This window comes from Pseudomonas sp. GW821-FHT11G12 (assembly GCF_058808055.1).
Genome location: NZ_JBXARH010000001.1, coordinates 1,535,555 through 1,555,239, shown reverse-complemented (window position 1 = coordinate 1,555,239; position 19,685 = coordinate 1,535,555). Strand labels below are relative to the sequence as shown.

General features: G+C 61.0%; 15 protein-coding genes. 5 read left to right on the top strand and 10 right to left on the bottom strand.

Annotated elements, in window-relative coordinates; all coding sequences use genetic code 11:
- Positions 1-14 precede the first annotated feature (14 nt).
- Both AC1RR7_RS06850 and AC1RR7_RS06845 read right to left on the bottom strand, forming a co-directional pair.
- A complete protein-coding gene (locus AC1RR7_RS06850; protein WP_493156781.1) occupies positions 15-461 on the bottom strand; it encodes a DUF2599 domain-containing protein in 447 nt (148 codons plus the stop codon).
- Positions 462-527: 66 nt separating this feature from the next.
- Positions 528-1,907 (bottom strand): hypothetical protein, encoded by a 1,380-nt coding sequence (locus AC1RR7_RS06845; protein ID WP_493156779.1) that lies wholly within the window; start codon positions 1,905-1,907, stop codon positions 528-530.
- Positions 1,908-2,146: 239 nt separating this feature from the next.
- Here AC1RR7_RS06845 and AC1RR7_RS06840 point away from each other — a divergent pair, with 239 nt between their 5' ends.
- Positions 2,147-2,638 carry a hypothetical protein gene (locus AC1RR7_RS06840; protein ID WP_102622320.1) on the top strand — a complete coding sequence of 164 codons (492 nt, stop codon included), beginning with the start codon at positions 2,147-2,149 and terminating at the stop codon, positions 2,636-2,638.
- 217 nt (positions 2,639-2,855) lie between these two features.
- On the opposite strand, the gene AC1RR7_RS06835 is transcribed toward AC1RR7_RS06840, so the two are convergent.
- Together AC1RR7_RS06835 and ccoN are read right to left on the bottom strand one after the other, a co-directional pair.
- Positions 2,856-3,077, bottom strand: coding sequence for a cbb3-type cytochrome c oxidase subunit 3 (locus AC1RR7_RS06835; RefSeq protein ID WP_474735011.1), 222 nt, complete (start codon positions 3,075-3,077; stop codon positions 2,856-2,858).
- Positions 3,078-3,092: 15 nt separating this feature from the next.
- Entirely contained in the window at positions 3,093-4,520 is a 1,428-nt protein-coding gene (gene ccoN, locus AC1RR7_RS06830) for a cytochrome-c oxidase, cbb3-type subunit I (protein ID WP_096821819.1), read from the bottom strand.
- A 245-nt stretch (positions 4,521-4,765) separates the two neighbouring features.
- Here ccoN and AC1RR7_RS06825 point away from each other — a divergent pair, with 245 nt between their 5' ends.
- The 3 genes from AC1RR7_RS06825 (at position 4,766) to AC1RR7_RS06815 (ending at position 8,029) form a co-directional block, all read left to right on the top strand.
- On the top strand, positions 4,766-6,439 hold the full coding sequence (locus AC1RR7_RS06825) for a nitrite/sulfite reductase (protein WP_493156776.1): 1,674 nt from the start codon (positions 4,766-4,768) through the stop codon (positions 6,437-6,439).
- Positions 6,436-6,915, top strand: a complete 480-nt coding sequence (locus tag AC1RR7_RS06820) for a DUF934 domain-containing protein (RefSeq protein WP_493156775.1) — start codon at positions 6,436-6,438, stop codon at positions 6,913-6,915. Before AC1RR7_RS06825 ends, AC1RR7_RS06820 begins: the two co-directional genes overlap by 4 nt.
- 139 nt (positions 6,916-7,054) lie before the next feature.
- Positions 7,055-8,029, top strand: coding sequence for a hypothetical protein (locus AC1RR7_RS06815; protein ID WP_102621384.1), 975 nt, complete (start codon positions 7,055-7,057; stop codon positions 8,027-8,029).
- Positions 8,030-8,250: 221 nt separating this feature from the next.
- Here the strand turns inward: AC1RR7_RS06815 and AC1RR7_RS06810 are convergent, their stop codons facing one another.
- Complete coding sequence (locus AC1RR7_RS06810; RefSeq protein ID WP_493156773.1) at positions 8,251-10,599, bottom strand: tetratricopeptide repeat protein; 2,349 nt, start codon at positions 10,597-10,599, stop codon at positions 8,251-8,253.
- Positions 10,600-10,811: 212 nt separating this feature from the next.
- On the opposite strand from AC1RR7_RS06810, the gene AC1RR7_RS06805 reads away from it, so the two are divergent.
- Positions 10,812-11,483 (top strand): DUF3313 domain-containing protein, encoded by a 672-nt coding sequence (locus AC1RR7_RS06805; RefSeq protein WP_096820241.1) that lies wholly within the window; start codon positions 10,812-10,814, stop codon positions 11,481-11,483.
- 50 nt (positions 11,484-11,533) lie between these two features.
- On the opposite strand, the gene AC1RR7_RS06800 is transcribed toward AC1RR7_RS06805, so the two are convergent.
- The 5 genes from AC1RR7_RS06800 to AC1RR7_RS06780 form a co-directional block, all read right to left on the bottom strand.
- On the bottom strand, positions 11,534-14,038 hold the full coding sequence (locus AC1RR7_RS06800; RefSeq protein ID WP_493156771.1) for a spermidine synthase: 2,505 nt from the start codon (positions 14,036-14,038) through the stop codon (positions 11,534-11,536).
- 107 nt (positions 14,039-14,145) lie between these two features.
- Positions 14,146-15,732, bottom strand: a complete 1,587-nt coding sequence (locus AC1RR7_RS06795; RefSeq protein ID WP_096820242.1) for an arylsulfatase — start codon at positions 15,730-15,732, stop codon at positions 14,146-14,148.
- A gap of 72 nt (positions 15,733-15,804) precedes the next feature.
- On the bottom strand, positions 15,805-16,827 hold the full coding sequence (locus tag AC1RR7_RS06790) for an HAD family hydrolase (RefSeq protein ID WP_096820243.1): 1,023 nt from the start codon (positions 16,825-16,827) through the stop codon (positions 15,805-15,807).
- Complete coding sequence (locus tag AC1RR7_RS06785) at positions 16,824-18,128, bottom strand: BatD family protein (protein ID WP_493156769.1); 1,305 nt, start codon at positions 18,126-18,128, stop codon at positions 16,824-16,826. Before AC1RR7_RS06785 ends, AC1RR7_RS06790 begins: the two co-directional genes overlap by 4 nt.
- Positions 18,125-19,684 carry a VWA domain-containing protein gene (locus AC1RR7_RS06780; protein WP_493156767.1) on the bottom strand — a complete coding sequence of 520 codons (1,560 nt, stop codon included), beginning with the start codon at positions 19,682-19,684 and terminating at the stop codon, positions 18,125-18,127. The genes AC1RR7_RS06785 and AC1RR7_RS06780 overlap by 4 nt, the downstream gene beginning before the upstream one ends.
- Position 19,685: the final 1 nt, after the last annotated feature.

The following is a 19,685-nucleotide window of genomic DNA, read 5'->3' as shown; positions in this document are numbered from 1 at the left end:
TGTCCTTATGCTGTTCAAGGGGCCACTTCAGGCAACGGCTCTTCATGGTTGCAGCCTGCTGCCACGGTTTTTGTAAGTCCTACATCCGGGCGCCAGGGCTCCAGGTTCCACTCCGGTTTGTCCCGCGCAACCATCAGATGGCAAATCAATTGGTGGCGCAGGCCGTGGGTGTTCGTCCAGTAACGGCTGTTGGAATAATCACGGGTGAGTTCATCCCACAAATAGGCCGTGCCTTCCGGTGGTGTTCGTCTGGCGCAGTCGGTTGGCTTGATGGAAATCGTCCACTCGTAGTTCCGGTATATCCATCGCGCGCTGGCGACGTAACTCGAGCAACGCTCCACCGTCTGGATGTAGCTGTCCGCTGCGGAGCGGGGGGATGTGCGAGCTTCAGGTGGCAGGGTCGCTACTTGCGCGCAGCTAACGAGCAACATCAGGGGCAGTGTGCTGATTATTTTGTGCATGACTTGATCCTCGGCCCGTTTAACGGGCCGGCGGGTTCTTGGCGTTGTTATTGACGATGAGCCTTCCTAGAGGAGTACCTTCAAATACGGCGAAAAAATGATGGGGTCCGTGCTACCCGTACGCCTGATGGAGTAGTTGAAGTAGCCGGTTTTGCCCGGGTTGCTGCTCACCCAGCCTGTCGGAATACTGAAGTCCATATAGGGACCCTGGACGTAAGGGATCTCGTTGCTGTCGAGACGTGTCTGACCATCGATGGTTAACGAGATGCGTGCCGTGTATTGCGCTTCGAGCGGATTCGGGGCGTAAAGCCTGAGGTTGTTTCTGGCAGTGTTGATCGTGGGTACGCCACAGAGGTGCTTCTGTCGGGTGATGTTGACGTCGAGGTCTTTGGAGGGAAGTTCCTCTGTTGTGCCAGGTAAAATGACGGTGTAAGAGAATTCGATTTTGTTGGCGATGGAGTCGACGATCACTCGACGAGGGATCAAAAACGTCAATTTTTGCCCGGCTGAAGAAACTGTCTGGGTCTCGCTACCGTAAGTTTCTGCGCGCCCGATGCAATAGACCCTGACTTTTTGTCCTGTATTGGAACCTGTGTATCGCACTTCCACAGTGGCGTGGGTGTTCTGATAAAAATCCTTCTCGAAATTCAAGAGCGTACCGTTCGCTTCCTTCGCTTCCAGCACTGTGGGCTTGAGCAGGTCGAGGGCAGGCTGTTTCACATGCACATCGATGTAGGTGGGTGCTGACCAGATGGCCTGGGGGCCTGAAGAGTCGCCGAGGCTGGTTTCCACACGGTATCGAAGTTCAAATTTGCTATTGTCCTGCGGGAAGTCCGGGGCGAAGAGCTTTATCTGCACATAGCCAAGTTGAAGGTCTGTTGCAGTGACTCTCTGTGTTTTAAGCCCACCGTCGAGATAGAGCGTGACGTTGTCACCTATTCGCATATGGGTATAGCGCATTCTGACATCGACCCCGTTTGCAGCCTCTGTGGGACCTACGCTCATGTGGGACACTGTAAAAGTCAGATTCGGATTGGGTCCGGAACCTACCACTTCTCCTCCCGGGCGCGGAATGTGGACGAGCGTAATCAGATCAACTGAATCTGTTCCTCCGGGTTGAACTGTGTTTGTGACCCGAACTACCAGCGTGTTGATGCCATCACTGAACAAGGCTTTAGGTACGGAATAGTCGAAAGACTTGCCTACGTCCCCCGTTCCAATGGTTTTCATGAATTGGGGAGTACCGTTGTTGATGATCAAATACGCAGAATCGTTTATCGCCTGTGCGTCCCACGGGATAATCTCAAGGCGCAGCAGATCGCCGGGTGAGGTGAAGAGTGCAAGTGGTGCGCCGTAATGTGGCCTCACGTTGGGGTTGGGGTAGTAAATGGGGCTCTGAATTCCCCCGACAACTTTGGCGGGATACACCACAAATGGGCTGTTCATCTTCTGCACTCCGGTATTCGTGACGGTAGTTGCATGAGCTGCAACGGGTACCGTCATCAAACACTGCCCATCCCAGCGTGCCTACTGTCAGATCTGACAGGTAAACCCCGAAAAAAGCAGCCGTTCGTCGTAATCTCCGGAGAACAGGCGGTTAACACGTCCAGGCTTTGTCGTACGCCCCGACGCAGAACCTGCCATGATTGACCTTCGCGGTTTCGCTACTCTCCGAGGGCAATCAGATGGACGACGTACAGAGACTGGGCGAGATGCTTCGCCACTATGCCGACAGCGAAGCGCACAAGAAGCAATTGTTCGAGACTCAATCGGCGACCTGGGCCACACGGATCACCGAGTTGTTCGGGCAGATTCAGCAATGGCTGGAGCCGGTGCAGGTGCCGGGGTTGCTGGAGGTGATTCGCGAGTCGTATGTGGCGTTCGGCCCGAGCATCCCGGTTGAAACCTCAACCTTCAAGACTGAGAAGCTGAGCATCGTGATCGCCGGCAAACCGGTGGAGTTCGTGCCGGATGTGATGGGCAGTGGCGGGCAGATTTCGTTGGCGGTGATGGGGCTGACGGCGGCGCGGTACGGGAGTGTTTCGCTGGTGGGGTTGCCCAATGGTGATTGGCAGTGGCGTAAGACCAATGGGTTGAAGGATCCGGATACGTTTTTGTTTGATGCGAATTTTCTGGCGCAGCAGCTGCAGAGCCTGATTCCCCGAGACCGCACCTAAGATCAAGAGCCTACCCCCTCATCGGAACGCCGCCCAACCCTCTCCCCCAAGGGGGGCGAGGGGGAAAGGGAGCAGATCTGGGGCTTTTCAGTTGTTCAGTTCGGCTCGACATTTCAGGTCGGCGTAACTCGAAAGAGCAACTCGGTCAGTCCCCTCTCCCTATGGGCGGTCCGACGTTTCGGGAGGGTTAGGGTGAGGGCAGCTCGGCTGACACACCTCACATCTCAAGATTGACCCACCCCGGCTTCGCCACCTCCGGCGCCACCGCTTTCACGGTTTTACCGGTGGCCATCTCAACCCGTCGAGCCACCTCCGGATCATCCGCAAATGGCGTCAGACTCGCCTCATCCAGGCTCTCGGTCGTCTCATGCCGCAGGCAGTACTCAACCGCCAGCCACAAAAACACCACACCCAACACATTCAAGAAAACATCGAACATGACCAGCTCTCTTGATCAGGCGATCTGCGCTTCACGGTGGGCAATCGCAACATCCGCCACCCGCACCGTGCGCCATACGTTGTAGGCCATCAGCAACATGCCCGTCAGGAAGAACACCCCACCGGCAAACCGTACGACAAACCCCGGATGGCTGGCCTGCAGCGCTTCGACGAACGAGTAGGTCAACGTGCCGTCTTCGTTGATCGCCCGCCACATCAGGCCCTGGGTGATGCCGTTGACCCACATCGAGGCGATGTACAACACGGTGCCAATGGTCGCCAGCCAGAAGTGCAGGTTGATCAGCGGTGTGCTGTGCATCCGTTCGCGGCCGAAGACCTTGGGCACCATGTGATAGGTCGCGCCGAAGGTGATCATCGCCACCCAGCCGAGGGCGCCGGCGTGTACGTGGCCGATGGTCCAGTCGGTGTAGTGGGAGAGGGCGTTGACAGTCTTGATCGCCATCATCGGGCCTTCGAAGGTCGACATGCCGTAGAACGCCAGCGACAGGACGAGGAAGCGCAGGATCGGGTCGGTGCGCAACTGATGCCAGGCGCCGGACAGGGTCATCATCCCGTTGATCATCCCGCCCCAGCTCGGCGCCAGCAGGATCAGCGACATCGCCATCCCCAGCGACTGCGCCCAGTCTGGCAGCGCGGTGTAGTGCAAGTGATGCGGGCCGGCCCAGATGTACAGGGTGATCAGCGCCCAGAAGTGCACGATCGACAACCGGTACGAGTACACCGGCCGATTGACCTGTTTCGGCACGAAGTAATACATCATCCCGAGGAACCCGGTGGTCAGGAAGAAACCCACCGCGTTGTGCCCGTACCACCACTGCACCATGGCGTCGGTGGCGCCGGAATACACCGGATAGGACTTGAACCAGTCCACCGGAATCGACAGGTGATTGACCACGTGCAGCATGGCGATCACCAGGATGAACGCACCGAAGAACCAGTTGCCGACGTAGATGTGTTTGGTCTTGCGCTGCACCACGGTGGTGAAGAACACCACGGCATACGCGACCCAGACCACCGCCATCCACACCGCGCCGGAGAATTCGATCTCGGCGTATTCCTTGGTGGTGGTGTAGCCCATCGGCAGGGTGACCAGCATGATCACGATCACCGATTGCCAGCCCCAGAAAGTGAAGGCTGCGAGTTTGTCCGAGTACAGCCGCACCTGGCAGGTCCGCTGCACGGCGTAGTAACTGGCGGCGAATTGTGCGCTGCCGGCGAAGCCGAAAATCACCAGACTGGTGTGCAACGGTCGCAAGCGGCCGAAGGTGGTCCACGGCAGGTCCAGATTCATGTCCGGCCATACCAGTTGCGAGGCGATCCATACCCCCATCGCCATGCCCACGACACCCCAGAAAACAGTCGCGATGACGAATTGGCGGACGACCTTGTAGTTATAAGCCTGTCCGATTGTTGCTGTGCTCATGGTCAATTCTTCCACGGTTGCAAAGTCTTGCCAGGCCACCCGGTCTGGCACGAGCTGCACTGTAGAAACCCCACCGGAAACAAAACAGGCTCAGGAAATGTTCATTTGTGCGGATCAGATTGGCGTGCTGCCTGCGGCCATCTGCCGCGCTCTGATACGGTTTTTATGGTTTCAGGTGAATCTGTAACGGGCTGCGCTGTTCGCCCGTTCCCACAGGAATCTGTGCATTCCTGATGAGGTAGCCGATGTATCAATACGATGATTACGACCGGGCGCTGGTGTTCGAGCGCGTTGCGCAGTTTCGCGATCAGGTCGAGCGCTTCATGGCCGGGGAGTTGAGCGAAGAAGAGTTCCTGCCGCTGCGTCTGCAAAACGGCCTGTACATGCAAAAGCACGCTTACATGCTGCGGGTGGCAATTCCCTACGGCACCTTGAGCGCCGAACAGATGCGCACACTGGCGAGCATTGCCAGTGACTACGACCGTGGCTACGGCCACTTCACCACCCGGCAGAACATGCAGTTCAACTGGATCGAACTGCACGAGGTGCCGGACATTCTCGAACGTCTGGCGCAGGTCAACATGCACGCGATCCAGACCTCGGGCAACTGCGTGCGCAACATCACCACCGAAGCCTTCGCCGGGGTCGCGGCGGACGAGTTGATCGACCCGCGCCCGCTGGCGGAGATCCTGCGGCAATGGTCGACGATCAACCCGGAATTCCTGTTCCTGCCGCGCAAGTTCAAGATCGCCATCTGCTCGGCGAAACAGGATCGCGCGGCGATCATGATGCACGATATCGGCCTCTACCTTTACCCCAGCCGCGCCGGCCAGATGTTGCTGCGGGTGATTGTCGGCGGTGGTCTGGGGCGCACGCCGATCCTCGGTCTGCAGATCCGCGATGGTTTGCCGTGGCAGCACTTGCTGTCTTACGTCGAGGCGGTGCTGCGGGTCTACAACCGTCACGGTCGACGGGACAACAAGTACAAGGCGCGGATCAAGATTCTGGTCAAGGCGCTGGGTATCGAGGCGTTCGCCAAGGAAGTCGAAGAAGAATGGCAACACCTCAAGGATGGCCCGGCGCAACTGACCGAGGATGAATACCTGCGGGTTGCCAGCGCCTTTGTGTCGCCGAACTACTGCACGCTGGCGGGCACCGATCTGGATTTCGGCACGTACCTGGCCGACAACCCGGCGTTCGCCCGTTGGGTTGCGCGCAACGTGCAACCGCACAAGGTGCCGGGCTACACCAGCGTGGTGCTGTCGACCAAACCGGGCCTGGCCTCGCCCCCGGGGGACGTGACCGGTTTGCAGATGCTGGCGGTGGCCGACTGGTCCGAGCGTTTCGGTTTCGGTGAAATCCGTATCGCCCACGAGCAGAACATCGTCCTGCCGGATGTGCCCAAATCCGAGCTGTATGCGCTGTGGCAACTGGCGAAAGAGCAAGGGCTGGGCGCCGCCAACGTCGGCCTGCTGACCGACATCATTGCCTGCCCCGGTGGCGATTTCTGTGCGCTGGCCAACGCCAAGTCGATCCCGATTGCCCAGGCGATTCAGGCGCGTTTCGACAACCTCGATTACCTGCACGACCTCGGTGATATCAGCCTGAACATTTCCGGCTGCATGAACGCTTGCGGCCATCACCACATCGGCAACATCGGGATTCTCGGCGTCGATAAGAACGGCAGCGAGTGGTACCAGATCACCCTCGGCGGGTCGCAGGGCAAAAACAGCGCGCTGGGTAAAGTCATCGGCCCGTCGTTCAGCGCTGCCGAAGTGCCGCAGGTGATCGAACGGATCATCGGCACCTTCGTGCGCTACCGCGAGAGCGAAGAACTGTTTGTCGATACCGTGGCGCGCATCGGGCTGGAGCCGTTCAAGGAACGGGTCTACCCGAAAACGCTGGAGGTGTCGGCATGAACAACCTGCTGCGGATGGAGGCGAGCGGCGCGCGGATTGTGCTCGACGATCCATGGACGCTGATCCGCTCGCCTGAAACAGAATTCAGCGCCGGGATGTCGATTCTGCCGCTGGCCCACTGGCTCGAATCGCCTTCGACCCATGCAGTCTGGCTGGGCCCGAATGACGGCGTCGAAAGCCTGCTGCCGTGGTTGGCATCGCTGCCGCTGATTGCCCTCGATTTCCCGAGTTTTCGCGACGGCCGCGCCTACAGTCAGGCTTATCTGCTGCGCAGCCGTTTTGGCTGGAAAGGCGAATTGCGGGCGATTGGCGATGTGCTGCGCGATCAACTGAGCCACATGCGCCAGTGCGGGTTCGACAGCTTCGCCGTGCGCGAGGACAAATCCGCCGAGGATGCACTCAAGGGGTTGGCGGGGATGAGCGTGTTGTACGGGCGCTCCGCCATCGAGCCGCGACCGTTGTTCAGGCGGCGTTGAAGCGAGGCCCGCACAGGGGAAACCCTTAGAACCCTTACAAATCGGGGATTTTTCCTTGGGTCGATGGTGGCCTTTTGGTAGAGTCCCCGTCGCCAGCGGGTTTTCGGCTGGACGACGGAACGAAGAAGGGAGTCTGTTTGTGAGTGCGGGCAAGAAGATCTTGGGCCTGACGGCGTTGCTGTTGATGCTGACGTTGTGGGCCGGTTACATCTACGTATTCAACGAAAGCCGTGGCGGTCAGCTCGGCGGTGTCGGCGAAAGCACCGCGTGGTGCGGCACGCCGCCGTCCTCGGATGCGGCGCTGCTGGGCAAGGATCAGTTGACCTTGCGCATCACTAACAACCTGCGCGGCGAGTTCATGCTCAGCGGTGCGGTGGTGGTGTCCGAACGCACCTTCAACCGCTATGACCTGGGCCGCAACGAACTGCGTCTGCGTCTGGAGCCTTTGCAGTGGACTTACGGCGCCACGCCGATCTTCCTTGAGCAAGTGAAGGTCCTGCCGCTGAGTCGCAACCTCGCCTCGACCGACAAGAGTGCCTTCGCCCAACTCGAGTCGCGCCCGATCGGCGTTCAGGGGCGGGTCACCGAGTTTCCTTTCGATACTTATCGCTACGGCTACAAGCCAGTCCTGTACTACCTCAAGGGCAACGAGCGTGTCGACCTGCGCTTCAAGAACATCACCACGCTGATGGAGATGTCCAACACCTTTACGCCGATCCAGAAGTACAACCGCGCCGACTACATCAACGAGAAAAACGTGATGGTCCGCGACGAGGACTACAAAGCCTACGGCCACCACGAATGCGCCTTCAGCGTCGAGCGCAAAGGCGCGTTCAAGGTTGTGGTGCTGTTGATGCTGCTGGTGTTGTGCCTGCCGTTGCTGCTGGTGTTCTACCGTGATGAGCCGGGGATCGACTTCCTCGCCACGCTGGTGGGGATCGGCGTGGTGCGCACGGTGCTGGTGGGGCCGGTGCAGGATTTCCAGCTGTACAACATCGACTTCCTGTTTGGCGCGGCGTTGTTGCTGGTGGGCACGGTTTCGCTGATCAAGGCGATGCGGTTGAATAGTCGGCGGGAGATGGCGTTGAGGAGCGGGGAAACCTCTACTTGGTAGTCCTTGGGCTGCGCGAAAGTCAAAAGCTCCCTCACCCCAGCCCTCTCCCGGAGGGAGAGGGAGCCGATCGAGTTGTGCTGCTGAATACATCGACCTGAAAAAGTGTGTCGATTATGGATTCAAGGCAGATCGTTCAAGTCGGTGTATCTCTCAAATATCCCCGGTTCGGTTCCCTCTCCCTTCGGGAGAGGGCTAGGGTGAGGGCTACGATCTCCAGCCGATCACTTCAACGCCGGATCCCCCATATTCATCCTCTTCCACCCCTGCAACAAAACCTGCGCCTTCGGCTCCTGCCCGCTGTCCAGATACCACTGAATCAGCGACAACCGCGCATTGCGGTTCGCAGGCTGCACCTTGAGCAGTTTCTCCAGTTGCTCGTTCGCCTGATCCCCCTTGCCGCTGTCATGCAGCGCCACCGCCAGCACGTAACCGTATTGCGCGTTCTGTGGCTCCAGTTGTGCGGCTTTGCTCAGGGCCGACATGGCTTCGGCGGTCTTGCCCGCGCGAATCAGTGACAGGCCTCGGGTGTGCTGCAGCAGGGCCGAGTCAGGGTGTTCCTTGAGGCTGGCATCGAGCAGTTGCTGCGCCTGCGAGCCACGACCGTTGGCCTCCAGCCATTGCACCAGCGTGACCAGCGCCGGGTAGAAGTCCGGGTCGCGTTTCAGGGCTGTCCGCAACGAGCCTTCAACCTCCGAGCCGCGACCGCTGGCCTGATAGAGCATCGCCAGGTTCAGGTTGGCTTCGGCGCGTTCGGCCAGGCTCTTCTGCACGGCTTCGTACTCGGCAATCGCCGCGTCCCAATTGGCCTGAGCCGGGCCCAGGCCATTGCGGGCGACACTCAGCAGATCCCGCGCAGCGACGATTCGTACTGCTTTCACCGGATCACCGAGCAACGGCGTCAACAGCGGCAAGCGCTCTGGCGGTGGCAGGAACGCGCTGATCGCCCGTACCGCGCTTTCGCGTACCTGTGGCGCCGGGTGCTTCAGGTCCGTGGTCGCCAGTTTCAGCGCCTGTTCACTTGGATAGAGTGGCAATTCCGCGAGCAATGTCGCTCGCTGGATCGCCGGCAGGTTGCTGCGCTGCAATTGCTCGTACAACGCTTGTGCGGCACCGGGCTGGCCGTTGCGAATCAGCCACAGGCTCTCGTCGTAACGCGGCGCTTGAGGTTCGGTCGAGGCAGTCCACAGTTTGAATTGCGCGGTGACCTTGTCGCCGGCCTTGCCCTGATGACAGGTCAGGCAGGCGTCTGGCGTGCCGAGCTTTTGCGCACGCTCCGGGTTGGGGATGCTGAAGCTGTGGTCATGCCGGAAGTCGTTGCCCATGTAGAACTTGCCGGGCATGTGGCAATCCACGCATTGCGAGCCGGGCTGGCCCATCGTATGGCGGGTGTGTTCGATACTGTCGTAGTTCTTCGCTTGCAGGCCCTGGCCATCGACGCCTTCGACCGAGGTCTTGCCGGCGCTGTTGTGGCATTGCAGGCACACCGCGTTGCCCGGCGCTTTCAGCTCGGTGCTGTGGGGGTTGTGACAGTTGCTGCAGCGCACGCCCTTGTCGAACATTTTGCTCTGGGCGAAGGAGCCGTGTTCGAACACTTCGTCCTTGATCTTGCCGTCCAGCGCATACAGCTCGCGGGTCAGGGTGCTGGGCAGGTAATCGTCCATCAGCCGTTTGCCGACGGTGTAGCCATCGCCCAGCGGCGCGCGGCGAGCGTGGCAGCGGGCGCAGGTTTCGATCTCGACGGTGGCGTTCTTGTCCTTGAGATCGACGTCGAAACCGGCGTGGATCAGGTCAGTCTTTTTCGCAGTCCACTCCAGGTGATTCGATGCCGGCCCATGACAGGCCTGGCAACCGACGCCGAGGCTGTTCCAGTGGCTGGCGAAGGTGTTGCTGGCCGCGTCGAAATTGCGCTTGAACCCGGTGGTGTGGCACTCGACGCACATGAAGTTGGCGTTCTGGCTCGGCTTGCTCCAGTGCAGCGGATTCTTGAAGTTCACGCCCTGGCCGGGATAGAGGTGAAACCAGCGGTTTTTCTCGGTATCCCAGGCGACGCCAAGGGCCTGCAAGCGGCCTTCACCGACTTCGATCAGGTATTGCTGAAGCGGCGCGATGCCGAAGGTGTAGGCGACTTTGAAGTCGGCGTTCTTGCCGTCGACGCCAGGTGTATTGACCCAGAACTCGTCGCCCTTGCGCGCGAAACGGGTGGATTCGTTTTCAGCGTTGAAGGTGACATTGTTGAAGTCACCGAGCATGGTTTCGGCATTCGCCGGTTGCATAGCCAACTGGTGATGGGAGCCTTGCCAGTCCTTGACCTGTTCCTGGTGACAGCCCTGACATTGCTGTTCATCAACCATGGACGCGGGCAGTGTTGCTGCAGGTTTGGCCGCTACCGCAACAGGCGTGCTGACCGGCACGACTTTGACCGGTGCCGGAGCGGGGCTGAACAGAAACCAGCCGATCCCCGCCACGGCCGCGAGCAGCAGGCCAATGGTGACAGGAAACAGGTAGCGTGAAATCGAGGTCGGTGAAGCATCAGGCTGGCGCGGTGCATCGTTATTTTTATGCTTGGGCATTGCGACTTCCGTAGTCCAGGTGCATTGGCCTTCTGGCGTGCGTTCAAGCTCGATGCAGCTTTGCCGGATGCCCGGCATCTGTCAAATGACCGTTGTGAACCGGCACACGGCACCGCGCCAATATTGTGTGTTCTGATCGCAATTCGCGGGTTTTTAGCTATACCTGTAACTCCCCAATGCAACAAATCAGGCCTTCTGACAGGAGTTACAGCATGAAGCTAGCCGTGATGATGAGCACCCTGTGCATTGCCACTCTTGGCGTGGTGGGTTGCTCCAGCAAAACCGTCGCTCCAGATGAGTACTCCGGGTTTCTCAAGGACTACAGCCAACTCAAGGAGGCCAAGTCACCGTCCGGGGCCGAGGTGATGCGCTGGGTCGATCCCAAGCTCGATATCAACAAGTTCACCAGCGTCTATATCGAACCGACGCAGCTCTATCCAAAACCTCAACCGACCGTGAAGATTCCGCAACAGACCCTCAATGGCATCACCGCTTACTACGATCAGGCGCTCAAGCGTGAAGTGGGCAAATCCTTGCCATTGGCCAGCGGCCCTGGCCCAGGCGTGATCGTGGTGCGTGCGGCGATCACTGCCGTGAGCAGCAAGACCGAAGGCCTGCATGCCTATGAAGTAATCCCGATAGCGCTGGTGGCGGCAGCGGTCAGTACCGCCAGCGGTATCCGCGATCAGGAAACCACCCTGGCCACCGAAGCGGTGTTCCTCGATGGCGGCAATAACAAGGTCGTGGCCCAGGTCGTGCGCAAAGGCACCGGCAAACCGTTGCAGAACGACTCCCAGGTGATGAAGGCCGATGACGTGAAAGCCGTGATCGATGGCTGGGCGTCGGACATGCATCAGTCGTATCTGAAGATGAAAGCCAAATAGTCCCGGAAATCATTCCCACGCACCGCGTGGGAATGATCGGATGACGAGAGTCACTGCCCGACAAACCAGCGGAAATACGGATTCCCTCCATCTCCCTGCATCACCTCGCGAATATCCCGGCCCCAGGCATCCCGATCACCGTCATAGGCGTGCAGGCTTGCGCGATAGAACTGCATCAGGCGTTGTCTGTGCCCCTGCATCCGTTCAGCGAACCCGGCATCGGCATTCACCAGCGGCGGTGCGACATACAGATCCAGCAGCGCAGGTAGCACCCGCGTAATTTCTTTGGACCGAACCCACGGCGCGTATTCGATGCGCGGCTGATCGTCAGTCACCGCCGGTGCGTCGGCGGCAAAACGTTCCAGACCGGCGCGATCGGTGACCCAGGTCGACAGCAACGCCGGCGCCGAACCGATGCCGACGTCCTGCAAGGTGCTGCGTACGCTGTCCTGTTGCAGGCGTCGGGTGATTTTTTCGGCATCCAGTTCGATGGGTGTCAGCGACCCCACCAGCAGCATCTCGTGGAACTCGCTGGTCCACAGCGTCGCGTACGGGAAGACGTCGAGGAAGCTGCGCACCAGTGAACGCGAGTCGTCGATGTTCTGGGTCGGCAGCGGCAGCCACTGTGCGACTAGACCCTGTTTCTCCAGACGACTGGCCGCCAGTTGATAGAAGTCCCGGGAATACAGATTCACCACGCCGGCCGCGGAGGGCGGTGGCGGCTCGAGGGTGATCAGGTCGTAGGTCTGCGGGCCGCGCATCAGTTCCTGACGACCGTCGCGCAGCCGCACATCGACGCCGGGATCGCTGGCAGCGTTGAAGTTGCCCTTGAACAACGGCGCAGCCTTGATCACTGACGGCAGCAGCTCGGCCACGACCCGATGTTCCAGCCCCGGATAGCGCAGCAACGCGCCGGCAGTGATGCCGGTGCCGAAACCGATGACCAGCGCCGAGCGCGGCTCGCCGTTGTGGATCAGCAGTGGCAGCAGCGCCTGAATCCGCATGTAACGCAGCGACGGCATCGCATCGCCGGTATTCGACACACCCTGGATGTACAGGCGCTGGAAAGCGTTCTGGCCCCGGCCTTGAGTGACCACCGCGACCGTGCCGCCGCGTCCCTCTTCATAAAAGGCCAGCGTGCCGTTGCGCGCACCGGGGAGCAGGCTGGCGAGTTTGTCGACCGGCGTCAGCACGGCCAGTGCAACGGACAGCAAGCCCAGCGCGGCCACTGCCTGACGCCGGCCTTTCTTCACGCCATGGCCCTTGCGCACGGCGAACCAGCCGATGCAGGCGGCAATGATCGCCAGCAGGCCCAGTGTGCGTACTAACCCAAGCAACGGAATCAGCAGGAAACCGCAGAGCATCACGCCGATGATCCCGCCCAACGTGTTGAACGCCACCACCGCGCCGACATCGCGGCCGACATGCTCGGGGCCGACACTCAAACGCAGGGCCAACGGAAACGCCGCGCCCAGCAGCAAGGTCGGCAGGAACACAATGCACAACGCCGCAACAGCGAAACGTGCGCTCATGCCGGCCAGTTCACTGGCGCCTTGAGTCACGAGCCAGATTTCCGCCTGACTCTGGGCGATCACCAGCCAGCGACCGAGCAGGGCGATTTCCAGCAGGGCAATCAGTCCCGCGCCAGCGATCAGCAAGCCGAACACGCCCCACGGATCGCGAATTCGCTCTACCCGGCGAGCGAGCAGGGCACTGCCGAGAAACAGTCCGGTCAGGTAGGTCGCCAGCACCACGGCGAACGCGTAAGTGCGGGTACTCATGAATTGCACGATCGACTGCGACCACACCACTTCGTAGCCGAGGGCCACGCCGCCGGCGATGGAATACAGCCAGAGGGCGGTGCGATCCGGAGCTTTTTCAGTGTGATGCTTGAGCGGGGCTTCGACCGGCATCGGATGCTGGCGCTGCCAACCCAATGCGCCGGCGGCGGCCAGCAGATTGAGCATCGCTGCGGCCAACGCACTGCCGCGCACGCCGAGGGTGGCGATCAGCACGAACGCCGCGAGCAGGGTGCCGACAATCGCCCCCAGGGTATTCGCCGCGTACAACTGGCCGCCGCCCTTGCCCGGCGCACTGCCCAGCGAGCGCACCAGCACCGGCAGCGTGCCGCCCATCAACACGGCGGGAACGCCCACCAGCATGAACGGCAACACCCAGGCCAGCAGACCGACATGATCCTGCAACCAGGCAAACGGACTGGCCGCCACGCTCATGGCAAACGTCGCACCGACGCCCAGCACGGCCACCAGTACTTCCAGCCCGGCATATAGCAAAACCGGTTGCGCCAGGCGATCCGCCCAACGCCCGAACAGCCAGCCACCGATAGCCAGCCCGGCAAAGAAGGCACTGATGCCGGTGGTGATCGCGTAGACCTCGACCCCGACCACCAGCGACAGCTGCTTGATCCACAGCACCTGATACACCAGCGCCGCCGCGCCGGAAATGCACAGCAGCAGGGCGGGGATCAGCAACGCCGGGGCGGCGGTATGCGGGAGGGGATGGGCCGACGACTTGCTGGCGACACGTGAGGACATTGCGACTGCCTTGTTCCGGTTCATGAATGATTGTTCCCATGCATAGCGTGGGAACAATCACTAAAAAGGGCCGCTCGCCAATGACGGCGAGCGGCGGTCAAGCGGCCTTACTGTGCAGGCTGGTTCTTCATTTTTTCTTCGATCTTCGCGTCCACCGCCGCACGGATCTGGTCGATGCTGAAGCTCGCCGGTTTCTGGCTCGGTGGGTACTCGATGAAGGTCTGGAGGAAGCGCGCTGCCTTGGTGGTGGCGACGGCGACCAGATAGACGTTCTTGGTCGACCAGTCGTAATACTGATCGGACACCACGTCGGCCCGCTCATACGGGTCCATCCTCAGGTTGAAGATTTTCGGTACGCGCAACGGTGTGAACGGGTTGCTCCACACCGCGAAGCCACCGGGTGCACGCTGCTCGGCGAACACGGCTTTCCAGTTGCCGAAACGCATCGACACCAGCATGCCGTCGTCGTTGAAGTAGAAGAATTCGTTGCGTGCACCGTTCGGTTGTTGGCCGGTCAGGTAAGGCAACTGGTTGTAGCCATCCAGATGCACCTTGAAGTTGGTGCCGCCGCTGGTGGGCGCCCAGCCCTTGAGCAGCTTGCTGGCGACATCGGTATCACCGGCCGCCGCGAGCAAGGTCGGGAACCAGTCGAGCCCGGAGAACATCTCGTTCGAGACCTCACCCGGTTTGACCTTGCCCGGCCAGCGGATCATCGCCGGTACACGGTAGGCGCCTTCCCAGTTGGAGTTCTTCTCGTTGCGGAACGGCGTGGTCGCCGCGTCCGGCCAGGAGAACTGGTTCGGCCCGTTGTCGGTGGTGTAGACGACGATGGTGTTGTCGGCGATTTTCAGGTCGTCGAGGGTCTTGAGCAGTTTGCCGACGTCGCCGTCGTGCTCGACCATGCCGTCCGCGTACTCGTTGCCGGGCATGCCGCTCTGGCCCTTCATCGAATCACGCACATGGGTGAACAAGTGCATGCGGGTGGTGTTCATCCAGACGAAGAAAGGCTTGTCGGCCTTGGCTTGTTTTTCGATGAACGCCTGGGCGGCAGCGGTGGTTTCGTCGTCGATGGTTTCCATGCGTTTGGTGGTCAGCGCGCCGGTGTCTTCGATCTTGCCGTCGGCGAAGCTGTGGATCACGCCACGCGGGGAGTTGGCCTTGACGAACTCTGCATCGTCTTTCGGCCAGTAAGGACGTTCCGGTTCTTCTTCGGCGTTGAGGTGATAGAGGTTGCCGAAGAACTCGTCGAAGCCGTGGTTGGTCGGCAGGTATTCGTCCTTGTCACCGAGGTGGTTCTTGCCGAACTGGCCGGTCGCGTAGCCCTGGGACTTGAGTGCCTGGGCAATCGTGATATCGCGCTTTTGCAGCCCGACCGTGGCGCCCGGTGCGCCGACTTTCGACAGGCCGGTACGCAGTGGCGTCTGACCGGTGATGAAGGAGGATCGTCCTGCGGTGCAGCTGTTCTCCGCATAGTAGTCGGTGAACATCATGCCTTCCTTGGCTATCCGGTCGATGTTCGGCGTCTTGTAGCCGACCACGCCCATCGAATAGGCGCTGATGTTGGTCTGGCCGATGTCATCGCCGAAGATCACCAGAATGTTGGGTTTTTCAGCGGCTGTGGCAGTTGCCGACAGCGCCATCACCGACGTTGCCACGAGGGCGAGTTTCGGTAGCCACTTGCGTATGCGAGTCATCAGACTTGCTCCTTTTGCGCGGGGGTGGTGTGGTGCGTCAAACGTTTCTTGCAGTCCTGCGTCACGCTTTTGTTATTTCACTTGCTCAGGGGCGGGCGGATCGAACGGGTAGATCCGGCGCCAGTCGCTCGCCATGTCCACAACGGTCCAGCCACGGGAATTCGCTTCGTCGAGGGCCTTGTCCAGGCGCCCGATCTCGGATTTTCGGTCATAGGCCCATTCGCGTTTGGCATCGGTGTGGTGCACCAGGCCCATGAAGCGTTTGCCGGGGCCTGCCGCCGTCCACTGGAGCATTTGCAGGTCGCCGTCGGAGTTGCCGAACGCGAGGATCGGCCGGCGACCGATCACCGCATCGATGCTTTCCGGTTTGCCGGGACCGTCGTCGTTGTGCGCCAGTTTGGCGGTGCGCACGATCGAGGCCTTGCCGTCCTTGTAGCTGAACGCCGTCACGAAGGTGGTGCCGATCACTTGCTCCGGCGGGATGCCGTAGACCTTCTCGGCGAAGGCACGCATGAACGCCGTGTCGCCGCCGGAAACGATGTAGGTCTTGAAGTCCTGGCTGCGCAGGTAGTCGAGCATTTCCAGCATCGGCTGGAAGATCATCTCGGTGTACGGTTTGCCGGTTTTCGGATGCCGGGCCTGGGTCAGCCAGGTTTTGGCGTAGTCATCGAAGGCGTCGGTGGTCATGCCGGTGTGGGTGGCGGCGAAGATCTTCAGGATGCCGTCCATGCCGGCGGCGGCGAGTGCCTTGTGGTCATTCTCGATCACGGCCTTGAACGGTTGCGTGGTTTTCCATTCCGGGTGCTGCGGTGCGGTGCGCTTGACCTCGTCGAAGGCAAACAGCAACTCGAAATACGCTGGTTGCTCGCTCCAAAGAGTGCCGTCATTGTCGAACACGGCAATGCGTTCGGCGGGTTTGACGAAGTCCTTGCCGGACTGGTCGGTGATCGCCTGGACAAACTCGATGATGTGCTTTTTCGCCGGCCCGTCGTTCCATGACGGCAGTGGCTCGCTGGCCTGGGCCAGCAATGGCAGTGCGAGGCTGAACAACAGGGCCAGACCAAAACGTTGGCGGTGCAGCATCGGGTTCGTCATGGGAAATCCTTCTCGTGGACGGGATTGAGCGGGCGCAAGGCCGGGGCCGATCGGGCCTGCTGCTGTTCGGCCTGACTGTGAAGCGTAGACAACGATTGGCGCAGTTGGCCCAGTGTTTGTTCGGTGGCCGGCTCGCGGCCGTAAAGGCCACGCAACAGTCCTTGCAGGCGTTGCCCTGAGTCGACCAGTTTCAAGCCCAGCCCACGGCGGCGCAGCCACAGATAAACAGCGCTCAATTGCGCAGGCTTGCTGGTGAGTTGCGGGGTGATTTGTTGCCACGCGCTTTCGGCTGATTGCTGCCAGGCCAGCGCTCGTTTGTGCTTGCGGGTTTGCCACTGCTGGCGGGCACGGCTGAGCGCTGGCCAGCCCAGATAGCCGCCAACGATCAGTGCGACGAGCAAGGCCAGCCACGCCAGCCAATGGGTGGAAAGGTGCAGGCGATTGTTCTGGCCGAGTCGTTTGAGGTCTTCGGTGATCGAGAACACCGGCTTGTACGCACTGTTGGCGGCGGCCTCGAAAGTGATCGCAGGAACCTGCGCGGTGCGACTTTGCTGCGCGCGCGAATCCCACCATTTCACCTCGATGGCCGGCAGGGTGTGGGCGCCGGCCGTGTCGATGCGATAGCTGACGCTGTCGATGCGCTGACCGCCGAGGATATCGCCGCGACCGTCATCCAGATTGCTGATCTGCGGGGTCTTCACATAGCGACTCAGTCCGTTGACCTCCACCAACGCTGGAACGGGCAGCGCCATGGCGAGTGCGCCGTCGGCCTGCAGCGTCAGTTGGCGGGTGATGCTGTCACCGACTTTCAGCGGCGTTGCCGAATTGATGAGGGTTTGATTGAAGCGCAGCCCCGTGGCCACCAGCGGCGTTTCACCGGGTTTGAAACCGGGTGGCTGGTCGGCGCTGAACTGTAGCGGCTGGCTCTGGGCACTGATCTCGGTGCTGGCCTGGCCGGGGCTGGCGCGCACGGTCAGGGCCGGAATGTTGAAACCCCGGGCAGCGTTTGGCGTGATCAGATAGCTGTAGCGCAGGCCCGTGAAATTCTGGCCGTCGAAGGTCTGGTTCAGGTGCTGGGCCTGACCGTCCGGCGGCATGACCAGCGCGCCGTCGAGCTTCAGGTCGGGCAGGGTGGGGGCGCTGGTGAACCAGGTGTCGGTGAGAACATCGAGTTGCAGCGCCAGCAGGCCGCCGACCATGGCGCCTTCGGCGGGTTGCAGGTGAGCCTGCACGCGCAGCTGCGGTTCAGCGGCTGCTATCTGGGCGCTCAAAAGGCACACAAGCCCTATCAACCGGTTCATGGCTTGGCCTCCGCCTGATCCTGCACGCTGAATTTCTGCTTGAGGAATTTCGCCGGGGAGGTCGTGAGGTTCTGCAACCACAGCGCATCCGACGCCGCTTGTTCGGTCTCGACCGTTTTGCTCTGGCCCTTGCCCGGTGCCTTGTCGAACTTGACCTCGTCCGGTTTGGTTTGCGGCGCGTTCTGTTCGGCGCTCGCGGTGTCTTTCTGCAAGGCAATCGCCAACGCCAGATTGGCTGTGGCTTCGGGGAATTGCGCTTGCAGCTTCAGGGCCTGGGTGTACGCCGCGATGGCTTCGTCGAACTTGAAGCGGCGCACGTAGATGTTGCCCAGATAGAAATACGCTTGAGGCGTGTCCAGCCGCGCGAAGGTCGCCAGCGCCAGGTCGTAGTCAGCCGCGTGATAGGCCGCCACGCCTTTCCAGTACGGATCGACAAACAGCGCCGCCGCCTGCGGGAAATGCTCATGCTCGAAGGCCCAGCGCCCTTGCTGGTCGCGGGTAAAGAAAGCGTCGGTCAGCGCGTTGGCCTGAGCCGGCGCTGCTGGCCAGCCAAGGCCCACGGCCACTGCCAGCATCCAGTTCACGCTCCAGCCTTTGCGCACGTTGAACAGCGCCAGCAATACCAGCGGCCAGCACAGCCAGTAACCGGCGTCTTTCCAGTGCAATTCCCGCTGTTCGGCGCTGGCGCTCTGGAAGTGCTGCTGCGCGTGCAGTTCGACCCAGTCCAGATCGTCGTCATTCAGGGTCAGGCTGCCGAGCGGCGCATCGAGCGCCGAGGCCAGTTGCTTGATGGCGGCCGGATCGAAACTGCCCAGGGTCGGGCGACCGTTGGCATCGATGCGCGGCTGGCCGTTGGCGTCCTGAATGATGCCGCCATCCTGATTGCCCACCGCGAGTATCAGCACTTGCAACTGTTCATCCGTATTTTCGATCGGCGCGGTGTCGGCGCCATCGGTGATCAGCAGCAGGCTGCCCGGGACCTTTTCAGCGTTGAGCAAGCGCCTGGCCTGATCGATCACCGCGCCGACGTTCTTGCCCGGTTTGTCGATCAGTCCGGTGCCCAAGGCTTGAATGAACGTGTCGAGCAACGCCGGATCATCGGTCGACGGCAACACCAGATGCGCACTGCCGGCGTAGGCAATCAGCGCGGTGCGGGCACCGGCGCGGCGCTGGATCAGGTCGTGCAGCTTGTGTTTGACGGCCTCAAGGCGAGTGGGCTGCACGTCGTTGGCATCCATCGACGGCGACAGATCGACAGCCACAATCAGCGGCGCGCGATTCTCCAGAAAGTCCGGGCGATCCTGCTCCCAGGTCGGCCCGGCCGCTGCCACCGCGCCGAGCATCAGCAGCGCACACAGCCAGTGCACCGGGCGCAGGCGCTGGTGATCCTGCGGGGTGACCAGCAAGTGCGGCAGCAGATGCCCGGCGATGTTGCCGCGCAGCCTGCGTTGCAGGTCACGGCCACGGCGCCAGAGCCACGGCAGCAGGGCGCCGAACAGCGCCAACAGCAGCCACAGCGGGCGCAGGAAGTGGAAGTCACCGAGATTGATCTCCATC